Raw genomic sequence first — 21,959 nt, forward strand, 5'->3', positions numbered from 1 at the left:
GCGGGACGGTGGCCCTGCTCGACGGCGTCCGGGCCGTCTGCGACCGGCTGGCCCCGCACGGCTGGGCAGACCTGCTGGCGGCCCACGGCCTGGACATCGGCGCGGTGGACCTGGCCGCCGAGCTGGCCCGCCCGCTGCCCGGGATCGACCGGGAGCTGCCCGGGTTCGAGGACTTCTCGGCGGAGGGGCGACGCGGGCTGGAGGCCCGGTCACCGGCGCGCAGCCTGCTCTTCCACGCGCTCGCCTCGCCGAACGTCACCCGGCGTCCGGACGGCCGGGAGCTCACGGGGTTCGCGACGCCGGCCGAGCTGGCCGCGGTGGAGGACCAGGTGTTCGGCGTGCGGCCACCGTCGCTGGCCGAGCTGGTCGCGGAGGCCGGCCCGGGGAACGTGGCCGTCGTCGTCTTCGCCACCGAGTACCGGCCGTCCGGGCAGACGCCGCACCAGCGGCACGCCGACCTGGTCTTCTCCCGCACCGGGGTCTGCCGGGTCGGGACGGCACCGCCGCGCTGGGACGGCCGGCTGCGGGGTTTCGTGCCCACCGTGGCCGGCGACCCGCACGGACTGCGGGTGCTGCCCGCCCGCTACGCGCCCTACCTCGCCGTGCTGACGCCCGGGGACGAGGCGTCGGCGGTCCCGATGCGGTTCCGGCCGGCGGACGGCTCGGGCCCCGGGGACGCGGCCCGGCGGTTCTGGGTGCCGCTGCACAAGCTGTTCCCCGGTGACGAGTGCCTCCGCGGGCGCACCCTGTCGGTCCGGCTGGCGGTCACGCACACCAACGAGAAGCTCCGCCGGGTCCACCTGGCGCTGGGGCCGGACGCCTCCTGGGGCCGCCCAGACATCGACGGGCCGCCCTTCCGGTTCTCCGACGGCATCGCCGAGCTCGCCGCCGACCCCGAGCTCGCACCCGGGACCGTCGTCCCGGTGCCGCACCCCCGGCTGGTCGAGCCGGCCGAGCACCAGGGCCGGCCGCTGACCTTCCGGGTGCCGCCGAACGCCCCGCTGTCCTCCAGCCTCAACATCCCGGCCGAGGGGCTGTGGCGGCACGGCCCGGAGTACGTGCACGTGCGCACGGCGGTCGCCGACGACGGGACGGAGACCGACCTGAACGCCCGCCCCGACGTGGCCGCCGCGGTGGCCGCCGGGGGCTACCGGGCCCGCCACCACCTCGACTTCACCGGGGACGGCTGGGTCGCCGCCGTCGTCCCCGAGCTGGCGACCGACCTGCCCCGCGGGCGCAGCGCCTACTCCCTGGTGGCCGCACCGGACTTCTTCCCCAGCACCGACCAGCGAGAGTTGACCGAGTGGGTCGCCAGCCGCGTGCCCAGCCGGCTGCGGACGACGATCTGGCGGGTCCCGCCCGACCCGCTGTCCGACGAGCGGTTCCCGGCCAACCTGACCCTGACGGGCAGCGGCTTCCGGCCCGACGACGACACGGTCACCGCGCTGGTCTGCCTGCCGCAGTTCCCCCCGGGACAGCGCACCCGGGTGGTGGGAGCCCACACCGAGCGCCACTCCCACCTGCCCGACGACGCCGCCGGTGTCTTCGCCCCGGGCTGGGACGTCAGCGTCGACGGCCGGGTCGATGGGCCCGTGCACCTGGCTGCCTACGGCCTGGGCAGCCCCTTCCCCGAGGACGCGAAGCTGTGCGCGGCGCTGAGCGCGTTCTGGCCCGCGGTCGCACCGGACGCCGCGCGCACCTTCGCGCCGATGCCGGACTGGCCGACCGTGGCCCCGCTGACCGACGAGGAGATCGGGGTGGTCGGGGACCTGCCGTGGGACGGGGTGCGCGGGCCGCGCCTCGTCCGGGTGGACGGTGCAGACATGGTCGACCACCCGAGCCTGGACCACGCCGACTACGTGGCCAGCTCGCTGCGCGGCGCCATGACGCTCGCCCTCACCGGCGCCGTCCGCGAGGACGAGTACCGGTCGCGGGTGCTGGCCATGGCCCGCGCCTACGAGGCACTCGGCGTCGACACCACGCAGGACCCCCGCACCGTCACCCGGGCCAAGGCGCGGTGGTCGGTGTCGTCGTTCCGCGCCCTGGACCCGGCCGACGAGGAGGCGGTGTCAGCCGCGGGGGCGGCCGGTGTGCAGCTCACCGCGCCGCTGTACCGGCTGGTCGTCGTCCTCCCCGGCGCCGTGCGGCCGCACCCCACCGAGGTCGACCGGGTGCACGTCGAGGTGCGTCGCCGCGTCGACCTGCTCGTCGACCCGGTCCTCGTGCTCACCCGGGAGGGGGCGGGGGAGTGGGGGAGCAGCGGCTGACCGGAGGGCCCGAGCCGGTCGACCTGGTCGTCGTGGGCGGCGGCCCGGCCGGGACCGCGGCCGCGGTCACGGCGGCGGTCGCCGGGCTGTCGGTGGTCCTGGTCGAGAGCGCAGCGGTCACCCGGGACCGGCCGGGGGAGACCCTGCACCCGGGCGCGGAGGGGGTGCTCCGCCAGCTCGGGGTCGACCGGGAGGTGGCGGCCAGCGGGTGGCTGCGGCACCCCGGCCACTGGGTCGAGTGGGGCGGACCGGCGAGCTTCGCGGCGTACGGCGGGTCGCCCGGGGTGCCGTGGACCGGGTACCAGGCGCCGCGGCGGGAGCTGGCCGAGCTCCTCCTCGCCCGGGCGGCCCGGGTCGGGGTCGTCGTGCAGCGGGACTGCCGCGCCCTCCGGCCGACGATGACCCCGGCCGGGCGGGTCGACGGGGTGCACACCAGCCGGGGACGGCTCGGCGCCGGCTGGGTGGTCGACGCCAGCGGTGGCCGGCACTGGGCGGCCCGAGCCCTGGGCTGCCCGGTCCAGCGGGTCAGCCGGCCGCTCGTCGCCGGCTGGGGGTACCTCCGCGGGAGCTGGCCGGAGCGGGCGGTGCCGCACCTGCGGGCGGGCCGGACCGGCTGGACCTGGACCGCACCGGTGCGCCCGGACCTGCACGCCTGGGTGCGCCTGGACGTCGGCGGGGGCGGGCCGCTGCCGACGCCGCCGCCGCACCTCGATCACCTCCGGCCGGTGACCGGGGTGCACGCGGCCACCGTGACCTGGCGCTGCGCCGCCGTGCCGGCGGTCCCCGGGCTGCTCGTGGCCGGCGACGCCGCCTGGGTGCTCGACCCCTGCTCCGGCTCGGGCGTGCTGCGCGCGCTGGTCAGCGGTGCCGTGGCCGGGCGGGCGGTCGCGGACGCCGCCCGTGGGCTGCTGCCGGCACAGGCGGCGGTCGCGGGGCACCGGCGGTGGCTGGCCGACTGGTTCCGCGCGGACGTCGCCCGGCTCGACGAGCGCTACGGCCTGTTCCCGGGCTGGGCCCTCGTCCCGGACGGGTCGTCGGGCGCCCCCGGGCCCGGTGGCCGCGCCCCGGGGCCTGCGGTCAGGCCACGCAGGGCAGCCGGACCGGACGGTGCCCGGCCGGCCTGACCAGGGCGGTGAGCCGGACACCGACCCGGTCGGCCAGCTGGGCGCCGAACCGGATCGGCCGCCCGTCGAGGGTGATGTCACCGACCGCGTAGCCCCGCTCCGGCGGGACGGCGTAGCGGGCCCGCACCGCGTGCTCGGCGTCGCCCCGCTCGATCGTCCAGAAGGTGGCCGGGTCCTCCCCGTCGGGGGTGCGCATGCCGGCGACCAGCAGGCCGTCGAGGTAGAGGCCCATCGGGTCCTGCAGCGACACCTCGGCGCCGGTGGCCGCCGCGTCGTTGGTCGCCGCGGCGATCTGCGGGTCGCTGTTGCGCAGCGGCTCGCCGAGGCCGCCGCACCGGACGAGGGCCTGGGCGGTGGTGACCGGGTCACCCGCCGCGTCGTGCCGCAGCACGGTCGCCTCGGCCGCGAGCACGAGCGCCGCGCCGAGGGTGTTGTTCCGCTGGACCAGGTGCGCCGGCCGGCCCTCGGTCGAGCGGTTGTGGACGTTGTCCCGGCGGTACTGGCCACCCACGATCAGCTGGTCCAGCTCCACGTGCGGGCCGACGAGCTCCCGGTACAGCGCGAGCAGCCGGTCGGGGTCCTGCGCGGCCAGGTGCTCGAAGTACTCGGGGACCTCGGTGGTGAAGGTGACCCGGGTGATCGTGCCCGCGCCGTCGCGCTCCACGCTCCACTCGCAGTACTCGTCCTGGCGGTCCCGGCTCGCGTCGGCGGCCCGCCAGCGCTGCTCCTGAGAGGTCGCCGACTGCAGCAGGGTCGCCGGGAACGCGTTCCACACGATCGCGGGGGCCTGGGCGTCAGCCGGCACGTCGGTGGCGGTCGGGTCGAAGAACTGCTCGAACCGGGCGGCCAGCGGGGCCACCAGGTCCGCGACGCGGGCGCTCCACGCGGCCCGGCCCGCGTCGTCGGGTTCGGGCAGCCGGGCCGGGGTGTCGAACCTGTCCAGCACGGGCACCGCTCAGCCCTCCACGATGGTCGCGTCGGCCCGCATCGTCCGGTTCCCGGGCGGGACGTCGGTCCGGACGAACAGCAGCGGCGTCTCGGCGATCGGCATCGCCCGCACCCGCTCCCGCCGCGACTCGGCCAGCCGGACGACGTCGTCGTAGCCGTCCTGGGTGGCCAGCCGCGCCGTCACCGCCCGGTAGTAGTCCTGCAGTTCGGCGTCGAAGGACGCCTGGAAGTCCTCGCCGACCGCCCACCGCGCCGCGAACTCCCGCTCCGGGCTGCCCGCCGGGGTGTCCGCCGCGGCGGCGGCGACCGCGTCGCCCATCTCCTGGGAGAAGCTGCTTCCCCCGTCGGTCACGACCGCCCGCGCCGGCACGTGCGCGAGCAGGGCCTCCCGGCGGGCCGAGAAGACCGGGTTGGGGAAGTCGGTCATCAGCAGGCAGGCGGCCAGCCGGCGGGTCAGCAGGCCGGTGGCGAGGGCCTGCTCCAGCACGGCCCGGTCCTCGAAGGCCCGCTCCGGGACGGCGAAGGCGAAGTGCGTGTCGCCGGCGCGCTCGAAGCCCCGCCCGTCGGTCACCCGCATCCGGGTGGCGGTCAGGTTGGCCGCGTAGACCTCGCCGGAGACGGCGAACGGCGGCGGTTCCCGCAGCCCCAGCACCTCGGTCAGCCCCTCGGAGTCGACGAAGAAGGTCTGCGGCAGGTCGACGACACCGGCGGCGACGGCGGCCCGCCCCTCGGTGTGGCTGCTGATGACGTTGACGCTCGGGGTGCCGAGCACCTGCACCATGACCCGGCCGGGGTCCTCGACCACGCCGCCGTCGGCGAGCAGCTGCTGGAACCGGGTCCGGGTCCACCGCAGGATGCCGGGCTTGGCGACCGCCACCTCGCAGGTGAGCGCACCGCGGGGGTCCCGGCCGGTGACCCAGGGGTGGTCGACCAGCGGCGGGTCACGGGGCAGCACCGACGGCAGGATGTTGGCCGCCTGCGAGTGCCAGTGCAGCCACGGGAAGCGCAGCTCCTTCATCACGAAGTTGCCGCTGAGATGGCTCTCGAACGGGCCCTTGCCCTGGGTGGGCGGGCGCAGCGCGTGCCGGGAGTTGCCCGCGAACACCCAGGCCGACGTCGACCCCACGGTCTGGAAGTAGTTGAAGCCGCCGGTCCGCTGGTCCCAGGCCATCAGCTCGACGTCGCCCTCGTCCGGGTGGAAGGCACTGACGAGGACCTCCGCCCCGTCGGGCCCGGCGCCGCGGGTGGCCAGGAAGCGCAACCGGCGCTCGACCGAGGCGGTCGCCTCGCTCATCGGGATCTGGCTGCCCTCACCGACCAGGAAGAAGAAGCCCTGCCGCAGCGGGTCATCCGCCGGGGTGGCCCGGTCCAGCTCGTCGAGGACCTCGCCGGCCGTCCGCGGGAAGACGCCGCGCAGCAGCAGCAGGGTCGAGAAGGGGTCCGCCAGCTCGCCGGCGGCCTCCTCGGGGGTGAGCACGCGGACGGCGTCGTCCTCGCCGACGACGAAGCGGTGCACGGCGCCGGGCCGCAGCGACCCGGGCGGCAGTCGCCGGAAGGCGGCGCAGCTGGTGTCAGGGGGAGCGGGGGAGCCCATGGCGCTGCCTCCAGGTGGCCGCCGACCGGTGGTCAGAACAGGGGGACCCGGAGGACCTGCCCGGGGAAGATGAGGTCCGGGTCCATCAGGGTGTCCCGGTTGGCCTCGAACACGTCGGCGACGGAGGTGCCCTGGCCCTCGTCCCGGGCGATCGCCGAGAGGGTGTCACCGGGCACGACCTCGTACAGCCGCCAGCCCTGCATGCCGGTGAAGAGGGTGACCCTCACCTGGTTCAGGTCGGTGCCCGGCGGGTTCTCCCCGGACGCGTCGTCACCGAAGACCTGGAGCAGCGCGTGCTCGCCCCGGGCGTCCACCCCGGCCGGCAGCTCGACCTCGAGGGCGAAGTCGTCCACGACGCCCATCGAGCCGACGCCGGGCACCAGCCCCTCGCCCAGCGGCGCGCCGCCGGCGCCGAGCAGCCGCCAGGAGACGGTCGCCTCGAAGCCGGAGCCGAAGCCGGCCAGGGCGAACCGGGCGGCCACCACGTCGTGCTCCCGGGGTTGCCGCACCTCGATCAGACGGACCACCGTCCACCTCCTCGTCCTCGGCGTCGCCACCTCGTCTTCGGCGTCGCCACTTGGGTCCTCGTCGTCGCCACCAGGGTCCGGCGGCTGCGTCACCGGGTCGTCACCCGGACGTCATCCGGCGGGTCGCACGGTGAGCACCACGGCCGCCCGGGGGCCGAGGAACGCCCCGCCCGTGGGCAGCGGCACCTCGGCGCGCCACGAGTCGGCGGCCGGGTCCAGGTCGGTCAGCGGGTCCCCGGCCGCCTGGTAGGCCCGCAGCGGGACGGTGATCCGGGAGCCCCACTCGGCCCAGGCGGCCAGGCCGCCGTCGGGCCGCTGCTCGACGTCGACGACGAGGTGGTCCTCGAAGTCGAGGCTGCCCTCGGTGTGGTCGGCCCAGGAGAAGATGCGGTGGTCCTCCCGCAGCGACAGCAGCCGCAGCGAGATCGTGTACCGCATGCGGGGCGTGCTGCGGGCGGCGCGGCTCCACAGGTAGGTGGTGATCAGCGGTACCGGGCGGTCCGCGGGGTCGTCGGGCGCGGGCAGCTCGATGAGGATCGGGCAGTGGTGCGCGGCCTTCTGGGCGTGCAGCAGCACCGGGAGGCCGCGCACCGAGACCCAGGCCTCCGCCTGCCAGGTCAGCTCCTCGTCGCAGGGCAGGCGCAGGCCCACCAGGTCGGCGGTCACCCGCACGTCCCCGAACAGGAAGCGCACCAGGTTCTGGTAGCCCTCCTCGGAGTTCACCAGCCCGAACCGGCCGCTGTGGCTGCGGTGGACGTGCGCGGAGTTGGCCCCGGTCACCAGCGCGTTGGCCACCTGCACCAGGCCGTCGCTCTTCACGCCGACGACGCGGGCGGAGAGCCCGTGCGCCGCGGCGTAGTCGCCCGCGTTGGTGCCGATCAGGCAGAAGATGCGCTCGGCCGGGAAGTTGTCCTCGTCGGGGTTGTCCCGCGGGTCCCAGTCGTCGGGCACCCGGGCCTGCCGGCGGTCGGTGGGCGTGAGGTACTCGTACATCCGTTCCCGGCCGAAGATGTCGCCGCCGCCGATGCCGAACTCGTCCCGCAGCGCCTCGAGCAGCCCGAAACCGACCTCGAACTCGATCCCGCCGTGCGGGGTGCCGTAGGTGAACAGCCGGTCCACCAGGTCCCGGGCCCGGACGCCGGTCCGGCGGTCGGGGACCACCCGCTGGACCATCGAGCGGCAGATCAGCCCGCCCATCGAGTGGGCGACCAGGTGCACCCGCGGCGCCCCGGTCTTGGCCAGCACCTGCTCCACCAGCCGGAGCAGGTCCTCGGCCGCCTCCTCGATGGAGAACGGCTGCGGGCGCGGCGCCGCCCAGGTCGTGGCGGACCGGTCGTAGAAGCGGTGGACCCACAGGGACGCCGGGGCCAGCGACCCGTCCGGCTGGCTCTGCAGGAAGGCCTCCTGCCCGCCGTCGACGTGCAGCCGGTAGCCCATCTCGCCGAGCAGCCTCAGCAGCGGCCCCTCGAACTGGTAGAACACCGGGTCCCCGGCGCCGCCGATCCGCACGTGCGTGGAACCGAGGTTGAACCCGTAGAGCGGGTCGTCGACGGCCTTGTCGATGCCGGAGGTCTCCCCGGCGAAGCCGCGGACGTAGATGATCGGCAGGGTCCCGGGCACCGCGCACCTCCGGTCAGCCGGGCGCCGCCGCGCGGAGCACGCGGGACGGTCGGCACGGCTGCCGCCATGCTCGGTCCCCGCCGTCACCGGTGCGTCACGTCCGGCGGGACCCTGGTGGGACGTCGACGCTGCCGCCCACCACGTGGCCGGCCGCCGCCGGTGCCGTGCGGACTAGAGGCCCAGCGCCACACCGGCGCCGAGGCCGACCAGGGAGACGCTGAGCAGCCGGTCCAGCCAGCGGTCGACGACCGGACGGCGCAGCCAGGTCACGCCCGCGTCCGCCAGCCGGGCGAGCAGGACCAGCCAGCCGAGGGCGACGGCGACGTCGATCGCGCACAGCAGCAGCGAGTACGGCAGCACCGATCGGCCGGCGGGGACGAACTGGGGCAGCACCGCGAGGTAGAACAGGCCGATCCGCGGGTTCAACAGGTCGCTGACCAGCCCCGTCGCGAACGCCCACCGGAGCCCCGACCGGCGAGCCGTGCCCGGCCCGGCACCGGTGCACCGCGCGCCGTCCCGGCGGGGGAGCCGGAGCAGGGCGGTCAGGCCGAGGCCGACCAGGTAGGCCGCGCCCGCCAGGCGCAGCACGTCGTAGGCCCCGGGCGACCGGGCGACCAGCGCGGCGAGGCCGAGCGCGGTGGCGCCGCCCCAGACGAGCGAGCCGGTCGCCGCGCCCACGGCGGTCGCGGTGCCGGACCGGCGGCCGTCCCGCACCGCGGTGCGCAGCACCAGGACGTCGTCCGGCCCCGGGGACAGCGTCAGCGCGACGGTCAGCAGGAGGAAGACGAGCAGGCTGCTCTCGGCCACGGTGTCAGCTCCTCCCACGGTGGCGGGCCGGTGGACTCCCGCCGCGGCGGGACACGGGAGGGCGGACCCGGGCCCGGCCGGGGTCCGCCCTGGTGGGTGCGGGTCAGGCGCGCGGGACGGCCCGCCCGCCCGGGCGGGCGCCGTCGGCGTACCGGCCGACCAGCACGAGCGCGGCGCTGATCAGCACGACGTTCTTGAGCACGAACTCCCCGTCGGCGGTCAGCAGCAGCGGGTTGCCGTCGGTGACCATCAGCTCCGGTGCCATGGCGAACGCCAGGAAGGTGCCCGTCAGGTGGGCGGCGAGCGCGAGCAGCGTGAGCCGGGGGGCGAGGCCGAGTGCCACGGCGACGCCGAGCGCGACCTCGCCCAGACCGAGGGCCGGCACGCTGACCGCCGGGCTCACGAACGGCAGGGTCGCGGCGATGAGCCCCTCCACGGGCGTGGCCCCGGCGAGCTTGAGCCCGCCGAACCACACGAAGACCACCGCCAGGGACCACCGCAGCGCCATCGGCCCGCGGCGCCGGCAGGCGTCGGCGACGCCGCCCAGGACGGCGTCGGCCTGCCCGACGGCCCGGGGGACCAGCCGGGCCGGGGTGGCGGCCGGTGCGGTCGCGGCCGCGTCGGGCGGGGACCAGTGGGTGCGCTCAGCCGGTGGTGCCTGCGTGGGGTGCATGGTCGTCTCCTCGTCCGGTCGGGACGGCGCCGGAGGGCGTCGGCAGCCGGGAAGAGGGCACCGGGCCGACACTGATACCCGGTGGTCCGGACCGTCCACGGGCCCGCGCTGATCGGTATCTTCGGCGGTGCAGCCGCCTCTTGACCCGTGTGGACGGGGTGCTCGGCCCGTCCCGCGCAGTGCGTGCCTCGATCCGAGGAGGTGGGTGGCACGGACGCCGACACCGACACCGACGTGGCCGCGCTCGTGGCGGCCGCCGCACGCGGGGAGCAGGCCGGGTGGAACGGCCTGGTCGACCGCTACCTGCCGCTGGTCCGCTCGGTCACCCGCGCGTACCGGCTTCCCGACCGGGACGCCGAGGACGTCGGCCAGACGGTCTGGCTCCGGCTGGTGGAGCACCTGGCGAGCATCCGCGAACCCCGCGCCCTGCCGAAGTGGATCATGACGACGGCGAAGCACGAGAGCCTCCGGGTGATCGGCTCGACGCGGCGGGCCGTCGCCCTCGACCCGCTGCCGGAACCGCACGACGCCGGCGAGCGGGTCGACGTCGACGCCGAGCTGCTGCGGGCCGAGCGCCAGCAGGCCCTGCGGGACGGCCTGGCCGAGCTGCCCGCCGCGCAGCGGGAACTGCTCCTGCTGCTCGTCGCGGACCCGCCGGTCAGCTACCGGGAGATCAGCGAGCGGCTCGGCATGCCGGTCGGCAGCATCGGGCCCACCCGGGCCCGCTGCCTCGCCCGGCTGCGCGCCACCGGAGCGCTGCGCGCGTTCCTCCAGGACGACCCAGCTGACCACCCAGGAGGTGGACGAGATGAACCACGCGTCGTGGCACGACGACGATGACGAGCTCCTCGCCGAGCTCCGGGCGGCGCTGACCGGCCCGGGACCGGCGCCGCAGGCCACGGTGGACGCCGCGCGCGGGGCCTTCGCCTGGCGGGACGTCGACCGGGAGCTGGAGCTGCTGGTCCTCACGCACGACTCCTCGCAGGACGGCGTCCTGGTCCGGGACGCCGCACCGGCCGGCCCCCGCACCCTCGTGTTCGAGGGCACCGACCTGTCCGTCGAGGTCGAACTCGAGGTCGAGGGGGAGGGGCCCGGGGAGATCGTCGGCCAGCTCATCCCGCCGCAGCCCGGCTCGGTGGTGCTGACGGCTGGTGGAGGCGTCGTCGTCGAGGTGGACGCCGATCCACGGGGCTGCTTCCGCCTGCCCCTGCCCGACCGCGGGCCGTTCCGGCTGACCTGCCGGACGCCAGGGGCCGGCGTGACCACCGAGTGGCTGCCGTTGTAGCGGCAGCCTCCCGTCACGCGCCGGCGGCGACCGGGGTGACCCCGGCACGGGGTGTGCCGTCGCCGCCGGCAGCAGGACCACCGGACACGGCCCGCGGCAGCGAGCTGGGGGACGTGCCCGCACCCAGGCACAGCAGCCCCGCGGCGGCGGCCAGGGTCCCCGGTGACCCGCCGGCGGCGTCCTGCTGCACCCGCGCCAGGGCCGCGGCCGGCAGCAGCCCGTCCCGCAGGTGGCCGTGCAGCTCGACCATCAGGTCGGCCACCGCGCCGTCGCACACCGGTCCGATCGGGGCGATCAACGCGCTGGTCCCGAGGGTGAGGAACCCCGCGGCCAGCCCGAGCAGCTCCGCCCCGGCGCACACCGCCGACGACCCCCCGTCACAGGCGGCGAGCACCACCAGGCGGGGGACCTCGGCGAGGGAGTCCAGGTCGTACACCGTCAGCGGGCCGTCGCTGAGCTGCAGCGAGGAGAACAGCGGGTTGTCGGCCCGGAGGTGGCCGTGCGCGGCGACGTGCGCGACCGCGCTGCGGCCGATCCCCGCCCGCACCGACGCCACCGTGGCGCCCGGGCCGACCAGCAGGGTCGCCGTCGGGTGCAGCTCGGCCACCGCGGCCGCCTCCGCCGGGGCGGCGGGGAGCCCGGGCCCGGCCGCCACCAGGACGCCGCCGTGCCGGGGCGGCGCGGTCGCGGCCCGGTACCAGAGGGCGGCCGAGGGGGACACCGTGACGGCCCGCCCAGCGCAGGACGGCAGGCTCGGCCAGTTCACCGACTGCAGGGACGGCGTGGGCACCACCACCAGCGGTCGTCCGGCGACCTGGGCGGGCAGTGCCCGGAGCAGGCGTTCGTCCAGTTCTCCGGCGGTCTCCCGCAGCACGGTCAGCGCCGCGGCGTCCCGGGCCTCGCGCAGCGCCGTCCCGCTGTGCCGGCTGAGCCGCCGGAGCGCGTGCGGGACGTGCTGGCTGAGCTCGCGGACCGCGTCGGTGCTGCCGAGCCGGGTCAGCCGGGCCCGCCCGTCGGCCAGGGTGACGGCGGCGAGCTGACCGCGGTGCTCGACGAACTCGACCAGCGCGGCCTCGCCCAGCGCGGCCGCGAGCCGGTCCGGCCCCGGCCGGTGCTGGGTCCGCGTCCCCCCGCCCGCCGCGCGGACGTGGTCCCGGACCGCCCGTTCCAGCGCCCCCTGCCGGCGGGTCAGGCCGTCGAGCACCCGCGGGTCACCCCGGTGCTCCTGGACGGCGTGCGCGGTGGCCCGGAGCTCGGCCAGCAGCTGGGCCAGGTCCGGGTCCTCGGGTGGCCGGACCGGGCGCATCAGCAGCGCGGTGGCCCGGCCCCGTTCCGCCCAGGCCAGCACCTGCCGCGGGCGCCCGCCGGCCAGCGCCTCGTGCAGACCCAGGTCGACGAGCTCGGTGCGGTGGACCGACGCCGACGTGCGCAGGTCCGCGGCCCCGAGCGTGGCCTGGTGCTCCTCCACCAGCCGGACGCCGGTGCGCAGCGCCGCCAGCGCCGGGGCCCGTCGGCCCGCCGCCAGCTCCAGCAGTGCCCGGGCGTGCCACGCGCGCGCCCGCAGCTCGACGGGGCCCCGGCGGTGCCCCGGCGCGACGGTGCGCAGCAGCTCCTCCGCCCGGCCGACCCGGCCCCGGGCCAGCGCCAGCCTCGCTGCGCTGATCCGGGCGTCCTGCGCCTGGGCGGTCCAGCCGGCGTCGTCCAGCCGGGCCGCCGTGCGCGCCAGCTCGGCCACCGAGACCTGCCCGCCGGCGCGCGCCAGCCGGCACCGCTGCACGACGTACCGGGCCAGCGCCGCCCGCTCCGGCCGGCGCTGGCGGGTGAAGGCGTGCAGGGCCGCCCGCGCCGCCGACTCCGCGCCGGCCAGGTCCCGGTCGAGCAGGCTGGCCTCGGCGAGCAGCAGCTGCGCCTCCGGGACGGAGATCTCCCGGTGCAGCCGGCGGAACTCCTCGATCGCCCGGGTGGCGTGCTCCTTGGCCTCGGTCACCAGGCGCAGGGACAGCAGCAGCTCGCAGCGGTCGACCAGGACGGTCCCGACCGGTGCCCCCAGGTGCCCCAGCCGCCGCTCCGCCTCGGCCTGCCAGTGCAGGGCCGCCGGGACGTCGCCCCGCCGGAGGTGCAGGAAGCCGAGGTTGTCGCAGACGAACGCCAGGTCGAGGTCGAGGCCGTGCCGCAGGCACACCTGCTCGGCCTCCCGGAGCTCCGCCGCCGCGGCGGTGAGCTGGGATCGGTAGACGTCCAGCACCGCGACGTTGCCGTGCACCCGCTGGACCCAGACCCAGTCGCCCGCACGGCGCAGTGCGGGCAGCGCGAGCCGGTAGTCGGCCAGGGCGGCGTCGAGCCGGCCCAGCTGCTGGTGCAGCGACCCGCGCTGGGCCAGGGCGCGGGCGTGCTCGACCCCGCTGAGCTCGGTCAGCGCGCCGTCCAGCGTCCGCAGGCCCGCCCGGCCCTCGCCCCGACGCAGGAGGACCGCGGCCAGGCTCATCCGGGCCTCCCCGGCCAGCTGCGGGGACCCGGCCAGCCGAGCGCTGCGCACCGACCCGCGCAGGTGCTGGGCGGCGGTGTCCAGGTCGGCGGTGTGCAGCGCGGCCAGACCGGCGGCGCGGCCGGCGACCGCGGCGGTCGCGTGGTCTCCCCGGGCCCGGGCGCGGTCGAGCAGCGCCGCGGCGAGCTGCCCGGCGCGGCGGGGGTCCACCTGCACCAGGGACAGCGCCGCCGTTGCCTCCCGGCGGTCCTCCGCTGCGCCCATGCCGGCCCCTTCCCGGGGTGCGCCCGGTGTGTCGCGGCGGACTCGCCGCGCGCTCGATCGGCTCGTGCCGGGAGTCTTCCCCTCACGCCCGCGGGTGCGCTATCCCATATCTGCCGCGACCGGCTGCGGAGGGGGACGAGATGCTGACGCCCGCGCGCGAGTTCGGTGAGGCCCGGTTCCAGGACGACCAGGTCGTGGTGGCGCTGCCCCACCTCCGGCTCGTGCTGGCGGAGCTGGCGGCGGAGCTGGGGGGCGGCGACCCGGCCGCCGAGGTGGAGCGCAGCGAGGACCTGGGGCTGGCCCGGGTGACGCTGCACCGGGCTCCGTTGGAGGCCTGGGCCACCGGGCGGGCGACGGCCCAGCAGGCCGACGACGGGGCGTGGCTGTCCCAGCTCCTCGAGCAGCTGTACACGGAGTTCCGGGCCCGCTACGGCGGGTGGACCCCCACGATGGGCAAGAACCGCGCCGTCGACGAGGTGGGCGGCAACCACACGATCGGCGTCGGGGACGAGGGCCCGCCGACCGCGGTGACGGACCGGCAGCTGGCCCCCCGGGAGGGCGACCCCGGTACCGAGGTCCGTGTCGCGGTCGGCGACACGCGCCTGCACCCGCACCTGTGGCTGGAAGGCTCGTACCACGCGCCGCCGGCCGCCCTCTGGACCGGCGGCTCGGCTGCCGTGCCTTACCAGACCGGCCACGCCGGCTTCGTGGTCGGCACGATCCTGCAGGCGGCGCCGGGAGCGCACGTCGAGGTGCGGCGTCTGCTCGACGACGACGGTCTGGCCGACAGTTGGGACGTGGCGAAGGCACTGGTCCGCTTCGAGCGGCTCGGGGTGCACGTGCTCAACCTGTCGCTCGGCTGCTTCACCGGGGACGACAAGCCGCCGCTGGTGCTGCAGGCCGCCCTCGAGCGGCTCGACCCCGACCTGGTGGTCATCGCTGCCGCCGGCAACCACGCCGCACAGATGAGGGACCGGCGTCGTCCGCTCTGGCCGGCCGCGCTGCCCCGGGTCGTCGCCGTGGGGGCGATCGACGGAGCAGGTGGGGTCCCACCGTGGAGCCCGGAACCCTCCGGGTGGCCGTGGGTCGATGTGCTCGCGACCGGGGAGGACGTCGTCAGCACCTACGTCACCGGCCCGGTCGAGCTCCCCGACGGGCCGGAGGACTTCCACGGCCTGGCGTCCTGGAGCGGCACCTCGTTCGCCGCGGCCAGGCTCACCGGTGAGGTCGCCGCCGCGACGGTGCCCGGCCGCATCGACGCGGCCACCGCGCTGCGGGGGCTGCTGGAGTGCCACCGCGGCGACGACGGGGTACCACGGATCACCTGACGCCGGCGTGGCGCAGGTCCTCCTGCACGCTCGTCATCAGCTCCGCCCGCACGGCCCTCGCCCGTGCCAGCTCGTCCTCGATGTCCCAGACGAGCTCGGCGAGGCTGTGCAGCAGCGCCAGCTTCTCCTGGTGCGCCAGCCTGTCGAGGTCGTCCATCGTGGTGCTCAGCCGGATGTCCATGTCGTCAGGAGCGCCGTTGCGGCGGGCAGATACCGCCCCACCCCGGCACGGCGGACCGGTCTGCCCAGGTCATCGTCGGACGGCGCCCGCGCACGTAGCGGCCGGGCGGAGCCGCCTCTCAGCGACTCGGCCCGGCCGGGTGGGGGAGCAGGTCAGGCCGCGACGAGTGCTCGGCCGTCGTGCGCGCAGTAGCGCGGGGTGACGTCGACGACGCTGTACCGGGCGAACCAGACCAGCCCGTGCGCGCGCCAGGGGCCGAGGACGTCGACCAGCCGACGGCACTGCGCCCAGTCACGGGCGGGGACGAGCAGCAGGTGACCCCCGCGGCGCAGGTGCTCCTCGTGCAGCGCCAGTGCACCGCGGCCGTGGGAGACGTCCTGCACGGCCCGCAGCAGCCGGCCCCGGGTCCCGCGGGCGCGGCCGTCGACGTCCAGGGCCCGGATGCCGGGCTCGCCGCTCAGCACCCGCGCAGCACCGGGCTGCACGTACGGTGCCAGTGCCGACAGCGCACCGCGCAGGGCGGCGTCGGAGTCGACGAGGGCGAAGAGCCGGCACGCCGGGAAGCCGGGCACGCGCTCGATGTGGTCGTCCATGGTGCACCTCCGCGGTCGGGGAACGCTGTGGACCTCCAGAGGTCTGGCGGGGACGGCAGATACGCCCGCCGTGCTCGTGGCCCCGACCCGGTGGCCCGGGGTATCAGCGGCGCGCCGGCCGCCTCCTCCCCTCGAGGGGCACACCGGCGACTCCACACCGGCGTGACCCGCCAGCAGCCGGCCGTGCTGCGCCCGTCGCGTCCCGTTCGGTCCGCTGCAGGGAGAAGCGGGAGGTGAGAGCCCCCCCGCCGGACGTCCTTCCCCGTCGGTCAGGTGCTGCTCCCGGCCGGCACCACCGCGCGCCTGTTCCAGGCCCCGTCGACCGGGTCACCCAGGCCGCGGCGCCACCGGCAGCCCGGTGATGCGCTCAGGGGGCCAGGCGCTGGGCCTCGTGCAGCTCGCCGTCCAACCGGAACGTGCGGTCGGCCGGGTCGAGGGGTGGGGCGGGATCGAGTTCGCCGTCGACGTTCACGATCCCGACCTGGCTGCCGTCCGGCAGGACGGCCCAGCCGACCCGGGCATCGGCTCCGCCGACCTGGACGTCGGCCCGGTAGACCCCGGTCGGCTCCTCCGCCGCCCGGGCCACGAAGGGGGTCGTCACCGCCGGCGTGCTGACCTCACCGGAGACCAGGTCGCCGCGGACGGTGCCGGTCAGGGTGGCGCCGTCCTGCCCGGCGAGCTCCATCCCGTCGCCGACGACCGGGCCCGACAGCCAGGCCTCGATCGCCCGGCCGTCGCAGAGGTACGCGGCCGCCTCCCCGTCGCCGGTGACGATGGCCAGGCTGATGCCGCCCGCCGTCGTCCGGCCACCGAACACCGCCGGGCCCACCACGGCCGTCGCTGAGGGGCTGGGCTCCGCGGCCGGCGGGGCGGTCGCCGCCGGTGGCGCCGCCGCCCCCGGCTCCGGTGCCGCGGACATCCCGCGGGCGAGGCCGACGAGCACGGCGAGCAGCAGGACGGCGCCCAGGACCGGGACGACCGCCAGCCGCACCGCGGAGTCCGTCCACCGCCGGCCGGCCCGCGCAGCGCCGCCCCCGGCCTCGGACGTGCCGCCCTCCCGGTCCAGGCGGACCCGGGGGACGAACGGGACCGTGGCCACGATCTCCCGGTACTCGGCGGCGGCGTCGGCGACCGCCATCCCGCCGAACCGCAGCCGGGCCTCCAGGCCGTCCAGCAGCGCACCGGCCGTGCCGGCCGCGGCGAGCCGGGCGGGCAGGTCGTTGGCCTTCTGGAGGTTCACCGACACCGCGGCCGTCAGGGACACCGCCAGCGCGGCGAAGCACAGCACCCGCCAGACCGTCTGCGACCGGTCCAGGGCCAGCCCGTCCTGCACCGTCTCGGCGAAGTCCGTCCCGCCCAGCGCCGGTCCGGCGGTGAGTGCGGCCGCGACGGCGCTGCTGACGATGCTGATCGTGGACAGCCGCGAGCTGGCCGGTCCCTGCTCCTGCACGTAGGCGTCGACGCCCGCACGCCTGGCCCGGATCGCGTCGAGCAGGCCGTCCTGCCCGCTGCCCATCGGCTCCTGCATGACCCACTCCCACGGTCCGCCGGGATCGTCGCGCCGCCGGTGCTGCGCCCGTCCTGCCCGGGACCCCGTCGCGGCGCGTGCGGCGAGTGTGCGCCGCCGGCCGGCGGCGCGGGGACGGTTCGTGCCCGGCTGGTCGACGTCCGGCCCCCGGGGCCCGCGGTGGACGGGTCGCCGGGGGCCGGACGTGCCGGGTCGGCTCAGGTCACATCGGCCGGAGCCGGGTGTCGACGACGTGCTCGCCCAGCGCGGTGCCGGACAGGAAGCCGTGGTCGCCGTCCCACTGGAAGTGCACGCCGAGGTAGACGCGGCTGCGGGCGTTCTCCCGGGCCGCCTCGGTGAAGCTGCTGAACCTCCTGGTGGTGCCGGCCGGCACCTCCGGGTCGTCCGTGACGGCGTCGAAGCAGACGTTGTCGGTGCCGAAGTACCGGCGCATCACCGCCGCGTGCGCGGCGGCGAACGTCGCGTGCCCGGACACGTAGGCGGGGAACGGCGGGGAGAAGTGCTCCTCCCCGTCCTGGAGCAGCGGCAGCCAGTCGCTGTCCGCCTCGGTGTCCGGGTTGTCGTCGCCGTCGACCGGGTCGTCGGCCAGGGCGATCGCGGTCTGCGGCCGCCACAGGTCCAGGTCGGTGGCGTACTTGGCGTCCCAGGCGACCACGCCCGCGTCCGCCAGGGCCAGCCCGACGAGCGCGAACAGCCGGGCGTTCTCCAGCACGTCCAGGCCGCGGTCGGCGGACACCGCGTGGGTGAGGGCGAACAACTGGCCGGGCGGCTTGTACGTGCCGTCGACGTCGTTGGCCCAGAACAGCGCGATCTGCGTCTGCTCCTCGGTGCGCGCGGTCGAGTCCGCGCCGCCCAGCTCCTTGACCTCGTCGTACTGCGCGGCGTACTCGGGGCTGCGCAGCATCTGCCGCTTGTTCAGGTAGCCGCCGGGCCGCGGCGGCCGGAACTGGGCGCCCGACGCCATGCAGAACGGGGTGACGGCCGGCCACTGGGGGGTGGCGGCCGCCCGCGTGGAGTCCGTGGGCCGCCAGTCGCCCGGCTGGCTGCCGGGGACGTGGTACTGCTGGTGGTCGGCGCCGTCGTGCCGGCGGGCCTCGATCATGGCCCGCGCGGCGGCCCGGCCGACCGCCGCGCCGGCGGCGATCTGGGTGGCGCTGGTGCCGGGCGGCAGCAGCGCCAGCTCCTTGTCCCGTTCCGCGGTCAGGTCGATCGCGGTGTCCGGGAAGGCGGCCGCGAGCGTGTCGTGCGCGGCGTGGGCGATGGCCGCGTCCAGCGACGCCGACTCGGTGGCGGGCACGCGCACCAGGTACGGCTCGTGCGTCGGGACGATCGACATCGCGGCGTCGTACACGGCGGCGTGCATCATCGCGCCGCCGCGGGCGATCGGCCCGGGGGGACCGCCCACCTGCTTGATGACCTTGATCAGGACGTCGTTCCACCGGGTGACGGCATCGGCCATGACCACTCCTCCTGTCGGACCCGCCCGGGCGGGGCGGGCTCGTCGGGAAGAGCAGCGCAGCCGTGCCGTGATACGCGGACGCGGAGGTCCGGCGTGCCGTGACCGGCGACCCGCCCCCCCAGCGGCCGGCGCGTCGTCGTCCGACGAGGGGGCCGCGACCCGGTCGTCTCCGTCGTGCGTATCGCGCGTCGGGTCGGTCAGGCCTGCGCGAACAGCCGGCCGAAGGCGGGGGACCGGCGCAACCGGACCGTCCGGCCGCCGAGCGCTGCGACGTCGAGGTGGTCCCGGACCAGCTCGAGCGCGGCGCCGGACAGCGAGGTCACCGACCCGGCGTCGATCACGTCCACCCGCACCGGCTCCCGCCCGTAGCGGCGCCGGAACGCGTCGACGACGTCGGCGTCCACGGCACCGGCCAGGCACAGCGCCCGCCCACCGGCGGTGTTGAGCAACCGGACCACCCCGTGCGGGCCGGTGGTGGGCCGCAGGTCGGCCGGGGAGGGGGGCACCCGGCCAGTGTGCGACGGGATGCCCTCCGGGGCTCGCCCGGTGTGACCTGTGCCCACCGACTAGGTTCACCACGACGAAACGCACGGTCGGCTCGATGAGGTGGGCGCAGTGGGCAGGTCGGTGCTGGTGACCGGTGGCAACCGGGGGATCGGGCTGGCGATCGCCCGCTCGTTCGCCGAGGCGGGTGACTCGGTGGCGGTGACGCACCGCGGCAGCGGGGCGCCGGAGGGGCTGTTCGGGGTGCAGTGCGACGTCACCGACGCCGCCGCCGTCGACCGGGCCTTCACCGAGGTCGAGGAGCACCAGGGCCCGGTCGAGGTGCTGGTGAGCAACGCCGGCATCACCCGCGACGGGCTCCTGCTCCGGATGGGCGAGGACGCGTTCACCGACGTCATCGACGCCAACCTGACCGCCGCCTACCGGGTCGCCAAGCGGGCGGCGCCGAAGATGGTGCGCGCCCGGGCCGGGCGGATGGTCTTCATCTCCTCGGTGGTCGGGCTGCTCGGCTCGGCCGGGCAGGTCAACTACGCGGCGAGCAAGTCCGGCCTGGTCGGGCTCGCCCGCTCGATCGCCCGGGAGCTGGGCGGCCGCAACATCACCGCCAACGTGGTGGCGCCGGGGTTCGTGTCCACCGACATGACCGCGGAGCTGCCCGAGAAGCGGCAGCAGGAGATCCTCGGGCAGGTGCCGCTGGGGCGGCTCGCCGAGGCAGACGAGATCGCCGGCGTCGTCCGCTTCCTGGCGGGCGAGCAGGCGGGGTACATCACCGGGGCGGTCGTCCCGGTCGACGGAGGACTGGGGATGGGGCACTGATGGGCATTCTGGACGGCAAGAAGATCCTGGTCGCCGGCGTGCTGACCGAGCAGTCGATCGCGTTCTCGGTCGCGCGGCTCGCGCAGGAGCAGGGCGCCACCGTCGTCCTGTCCAACTTCGGCCGCGCCCTGTCGCTGTGCCAGCGGATCGCCAAGCGGCTGCCGCAGGAGGCGGCGGTCGTCGAGCTGGACGTCACGAACACGGAGCACCTGGCCACGCTGGCCGACCGGCTGCGCGAGCACGTCGACGGTCTGGACGGCGTCGTCCACTCGATCGGCTTCGCGCCGCAGGAGGCGATGGGCGAGGGCTTCCCGGAGGTCGCGTGGGAGCACGCGGCGACGGCGTTCCAGGTGTCCTCCTGGTCGCTGGCCTCGCTGACCCAGGCCTGCCGCCCGCTGTTCGGCGACACCGCCTCGGTGGTCGGGCTGACCTTCGACGCCACCGTCGCGTGGCCGGTCTACGGCTGGATGGGCGCGGCCAAGGCGGCGCTGGAGTCGACCTCCCGGTACCTGGCCCGCGAGCTGGGCCCCGAGGGCGTCCGGGTGAACCTGGTCGCCGCCGGCCCGCTGCGCACCATGGCGATGAAGTCGATCCCGGGCAGCGCGCAGTTCGAGGAGGCCTGGGAGGGTCGCGCACCGCTGGGCTGGTCGGTCACCGACACCGAGCCCGCCGGCAAGGCCGTCACCGCCCTGCTGTCGGACTGGTTCCCGGCGACGACCGGAGAGATCGTGCACGTCGACGGCGGCTTCCACGCCGTGGGGGTATGACGGTCTGGTGACCGACCTCGCGCGCCCTCGGCACCCCCTCCCCGCGGGTGCCTCCCTGACCCCTCCCGACCAGCAGCCGGACCAGGACCCGTCGCTGGCGGTCCGCAACAACGGCGGCGTCGAGCCCTCGCGTGACCCGGCGCCCGCCGGGCGTCGCGAGGCGCTGCTCGTCCTCGGCTTCGGCGGCCCCGAGGGCCACGACGACGTGATGCCGTTCCTGGAGAACGTCACCCGCGGCCGCGGCATCCCGCGCGAGCGGCTGGAGGCCGTCGCCGAGCACTACCACCACTTCGGCGGCGTGAGCCCGATCAACGACCAGAACAAGGCGCTGGTCGCCGCCCTGGAGGCCGAGCTCGCCGGCGCCGGCATCGACCTGCCGGTGTACTGGGGCAACCGCAACTGGGCGCCCTACGTCGAGGACGCCTGGCGGCAGATGGCCACCGACGGCGTCGAGCACGCCTACGTGCTCGCCACCTCGGCCTACGCCTCCTTCTCCGGGTGCCGGCAGTACCACGAGGACGTCGCCCGGGCCCGGGTCGCGCTGGAGCTCGACCCGTCCGCGCCGCAGGGCCCCACGGCGGAGAAGCTCCCGCACTACTTCGACGCACCGGGGTTCGTCCAGGCCAACGCCGAGGCGCTGGCCACCGCGATCGCCTCGCTGCCCGAGGAGGTCCGGGACACCGCCCGGCTGGTGGCCACGGCGCACAGCATCCCGAACGCCATGGCCGCGGTGGCCGGGCCGCAGGGCGGTGCCTACGAGGCCGAGCTGCAGCGGGCCGCCCAGCTCGTCGTCGAGGCGGCGGCACCGGGCCGCGACTTCGACCTGGTGTGGCAGAGCCGCAGCGGGCCGCCGTCGGTGCCGTGGCTGGAGCCCGACGTGAACGACCACCTGCGCGCGCTGGCCGAGTCCGGCGAGACCGCCGTCGTCGTCTTCCCGGTCGGGTTCATCTCCGACCACCTCGAGGTCATCTGGGACCTGGACAACGAGGCCGAGGAGACCGCCGGCGAGCTGGGCCTGGCCTTCGCCCGGGCGGCGACCGCCGGCACGCACCCGGCGTTCGTCGCCTCGCTGCGGGAGCTGCTGGTCGAGCGGCGTGCGGGCGGGGAGCCCCGGCTGGGCACCAACTGCCCGGCGTCCTGCTGCTTCGTCCAGCGCCCGGCCCGCCCGACGGCCTGAGCCCCGCACGAT

Annotated in this window: 20 protein-coding genes; 8 read left to right on the plus strand and 12 right to left on the minus strand. The window is 76.5% G+C overall.

Annotation, left to right across the window (positions count from 1 at the left end; genetic code table 11):
* The first annotated feature begins 8 nt into the window (after positions 1 to 8).
* A complete protein-coding gene (locus FB380_RS15430; protein WP_166755809.1) occupies positions 9 to 2,267 on the plus strand; it encodes a hypothetical protein in 2,259 nt (752 codons plus the stop codon).
* The gene (locus FB380_RS15435) at positions 2,249 to 3,391 is read left to right on the plus strand and encodes an NAD(P)/FAD-dependent oxidoreductase (protein WP_166755810.1); all 1,143 of its coding nucleotides are present in this window, start codon (positions 2,249 to 2,251) and stop codon (positions 3,389 to 3,391) included. The genes FB380_RS15430 and FB380_RS15435 overlap by 19 nt, the downstream gene beginning before the upstream one ends.
* On the opposite strand, the gene FB380_RS15440 is transcribed toward FB380_RS15435, so the two are convergent.
* The 6 genes from FB380_RS15440 to FB380_RS15465 form a co-directional block, all read right to left on the minus strand.
* Positions 3,345 to 4,343 (minus strand): hypothetical protein, encoded by a 999-nt coding sequence (locus tag FB380_RS15440; protein WP_166755811.1) that lies wholly within the window; start codon positions 4,341 to 4,343, stop codon positions 3,345 to 3,347. The two genes, FB380_RS15435 and FB380_RS15440, sit on opposite strands and share 47 nt — an antisense overlap.
* A gap of 3 nt (positions 4,344 to 4,346) precedes the next feature.
* A complete protein-coding gene (locus tag FB380_RS15445; protein WP_166755812.1) occupies positions 4,347 to 5,933 on the minus strand; it encodes a hypothetical protein in 1,587 nt (528 codons plus the stop codon).
* Positions 5,934 to 5,965: 32 nt separating this feature from the next.
* On the minus strand, positions 5,966 to 6,460 hold the full coding sequence (locus FB380_RS15450) for a LysM peptidoglycan-binding domain-containing protein (RefSeq protein ID WP_166755813.1): 495 nt from the start codon (positions 6,458 to 6,460) through the stop codon (positions 5,966 to 5,968).
* 111 nt (positions 6,461 to 6,571) lie between these two features.
* Positions 6,572 to 8,080, minus strand: a complete 1,509-nt coding sequence (locus FB380_RS15455; RefSeq protein WP_166755814.1) for an esterase/lipase family protein — start codon at positions 8,078 to 8,080, stop codon at positions 6,572 to 6,574.
* Positions 8,081 to 8,251: 171 nt separating this feature from the next.
* Positions 8,252 to 8,887: a LysE family translocator gene (locus tag FB380_RS15460; RefSeq protein ID WP_166755815.1), complete on the minus strand. Its 636-nt coding sequence runs from the start codon at positions 8,885 to 8,887 to the stop codon at positions 8,252 to 8,254.
* A gap of 103 nt (positions 8,888 to 8,990) precedes the next feature.
* The gene (locus FB380_RS15465; protein ID WP_166755816.1) at positions 8,991 to 9,560 is read right to left on the minus strand and encodes a DoxX family membrane protein; all 570 of its coding nucleotides are present in this window, start codon (positions 9,558 to 9,560) and stop codon (positions 8,991 to 8,993) included.
* Positions 9,561 to 9,761: 201 nt separating this feature from the next.
* Here FB380_RS15465 and FB380_RS15470 point away from each other — a divergent pair, with 201 nt between their 5' ends.
* Positions 9,762 to 10,400: an RNA polymerase sigma factor gene (locus tag FB380_RS15470; protein ID WP_166755817.1), complete on the plus strand. Its 639-nt coding sequence runs from the start codon at positions 9,762 to 9,764 to the stop codon at positions 10,398 to 10,400.
* Entirely contained in the window at positions 10,369 to 10,845 is a 477-nt protein-coding gene (locus tag FB380_RS15475) for a hypothetical protein (RefSeq protein ID WP_166755818.1), read from the plus strand. The genes FB380_RS15470 and FB380_RS15475 overlap by 32 nt, the downstream gene beginning before the upstream one ends.
* A gap of 13 nt (positions 10,846 to 10,858) precedes the next feature.
* Here FB380_RS15475 and FB380_RS15480 read toward each other — a convergent pair whose 3' ends face one another.
* Positions 10,859 to 13,594: a CHAT domain-containing protein gene (locus tag FB380_RS15480; protein ID WP_166755819.1), complete on the minus strand. Its 2,736-nt coding sequence runs from the start codon at positions 13,592 to 13,594 to the stop codon at positions 10,859 to 10,861.
* Positions 13,595 to 13,734: 140 nt separating this feature from the next.
* Between FB380_RS15480 and FB380_RS15485 the strand changes: the two genes are divergently transcribed.
* Positions 13,735 to 14,922, plus strand: a complete 1,188-nt coding sequence (locus FB380_RS15485) for a S8 family peptidase (protein WP_166755820.1) — start codon at positions 13,735 to 13,737, stop codon at positions 14,920 to 14,922.
* Here FB380_RS15485 and FB380_RS15490 read toward each other — a convergent pair.
* From FB380_RS15490 to FB380_RS15510, 5 genes are all read right to left on the minus strand, one after another.
* Complete coding sequence (locus FB380_RS15490) at positions 14,915 to 15,103, minus strand: hypothetical protein (RefSeq protein ID WP_166755821.1); 189 nt, start codon at positions 15,101 to 15,103, stop codon at positions 14,915 to 14,917. The two genes, FB380_RS15485 and FB380_RS15490, sit on opposite strands and share 8 nt — an antisense overlap.
* A gap of 152 nt (positions 15,104 to 15,255) precedes the next feature.
* A complete protein-coding gene (locus tag FB380_RS15495; RefSeq protein WP_166755822.1) occupies positions 15,256 to 15,696 on the minus strand; it encodes a hypothetical protein in 441 nt (146 codons plus the stop codon).
* 367 nt (positions 15,697 to 16,063) lie between these two features.
* A complete protein-coding gene (locus FB380_RS15500; RefSeq protein ID WP_166755823.1) occupies positions 16,064 to 17,224 on the minus strand; it encodes a hypothetical protein in 1,161 nt (386 codons plus the stop codon).
* Positions 17,225 to 17,426: 202 nt separating this feature from the next.
* Positions 17,427 to 18,683 (minus strand): vanadium-dependent haloperoxidase, encoded by a 1,257-nt coding sequence (locus FB380_RS15505; protein WP_166755824.1) that lies wholly within the window; start codon positions 18,681 to 18,683, stop codon positions 17,427 to 17,429.
* Between the two features lie 197 nt (positions 18,684 to 18,880).
* Positions 18,881 to 19,189, minus strand: a complete 309-nt coding sequence (locus tag FB380_RS15510; protein WP_229681908.1) for a hypothetical protein — start codon at positions 19,187 to 19,189, stop codon at positions 18,881 to 18,883.
* Positions 19,190 to 19,298: 109 nt separating this feature from the next.
* Here FB380_RS15510 and fabG point away from each other — a divergent pair, with 109 nt between their 5' ends.
* From fabG to FB380_RS15525, 3 genes are read left to right on the plus strand one after another with little or no spacing between them, the layout of a single operon-like run.
* Positions 19,299 to 20,003, plus strand: coding sequence for a 3-oxoacyl-ACP reductase FabG (gene fabG / locus FB380_RS15515; RefSeq protein WP_166755825.1), 705 nt, complete (start codon positions 19,299 to 19,301; stop codon positions 20,001 to 20,003).
* On the plus strand, positions 20,003 to 20,770 hold the full coding sequence (gene fabI, locus FB380_RS15520; RefSeq protein ID WP_229681909.1) for an enoyl-ACP reductase FabI: 768 nt from the start codon (positions 20,003 to 20,005) through the stop codon (positions 20,768 to 20,770). Before fabG ends, fabI begins: the two co-directional genes overlap by 1 nt.
* Before the next feature lie 7 nt (positions 20,771 to 20,777).
* Positions 20,778 to 21,947 (plus strand): ferrochelatase, encoded by a 1,170-nt coding sequence (locus FB380_RS15525; protein ID WP_166755826.1) that lies wholly within the window; start codon positions 20,778 to 20,780, stop codon positions 21,945 to 21,947.
* The last annotated feature ends 12 nt before the right edge of the window (positions 21,948 to 21,959 follow it).

The organism is Modestobacter marinus (assembly GCF_011758655.1).
In the GTDB taxonomy this organism is placed as follows: Bacteria; Actinomycetota; Actinomycetes; order Mycobacteriales; family Geodermatophilaceae; genus Modestobacter; species Modestobacter marinus.

Excerpts from the sequence above, each read along its gene's own strand:
- FB380_RS15445 (WP_166755812.1), bottom strand. The coding sequence starts at position 5,933 with ATGGGCTCCCCCGCTCCCCCTGACACCAGCTGCGCCGCCTTCCGGCGA.
- FB380_RS15465 (WP_166755816.1), bottom strand. The coding sequence starts at position 9,560 with ATGCACCCCACGCAGGCACCACCGGCTGAGCGCACCCACTGGTCCCCG.
- FB380_RS15475 (WP_166755818.1), top strand. The coding sequence starts at position 10,369 with ATGAACCACGCGTCGTGGCACGACGACGATGACGAGCTCCTCGCCGAG.
- FB380_RS15480 (WP_166755819.1), bottom strand. The coding sequence starts at position 13,594 with ATGGGCGCAGCGGAGGACCGCCGGGAGGCAACGGCGGCGCTGTCCCTG.
- FB380_RS15485 (WP_166755820.1), top strand. The coding sequence starts at position 13,735 with ATGCTGACGCCCGCGCGCGAGTTCGGTGAGGCCCGGTTCCAGGACGAC.
- FB380_RS15490 (WP_166755821.1), bottom strand. The coding sequence starts at position 15,103 with ATGGACATCCGGCTGAGCACCACGATGGACGACCTCGACAGGCTGGCG.
- FB380_RS15495 (WP_166755822.1), bottom strand. The coding sequence starts at position 15,696 with ATGGACGACCACATCGAGCGCGTGCCCGGCTTCCCGGCGTGCCGGCTC.
- FB380_RS15500 (WP_166755823.1), bottom strand. The coding sequence starts at position 17,224 with ATGCAGGAGCCGATGGGCAGCGGGCAGGACGGCCTGCTCGACGCGATC.
- FB380_RS15505 (WP_166755824.1), bottom strand. The coding sequence starts at position 18,683 with ATGGCCGATGCCGTCACCCGGTGGAACGACGTCCTGATCAAGGTCATC.
- fabI (WP_229681909.1), top strand. The coding sequence starts at position 20,003 with ATGGGCATTCTGGACGGCAAGAAGATCCTGGTCGCCGGCGTGCTGACC.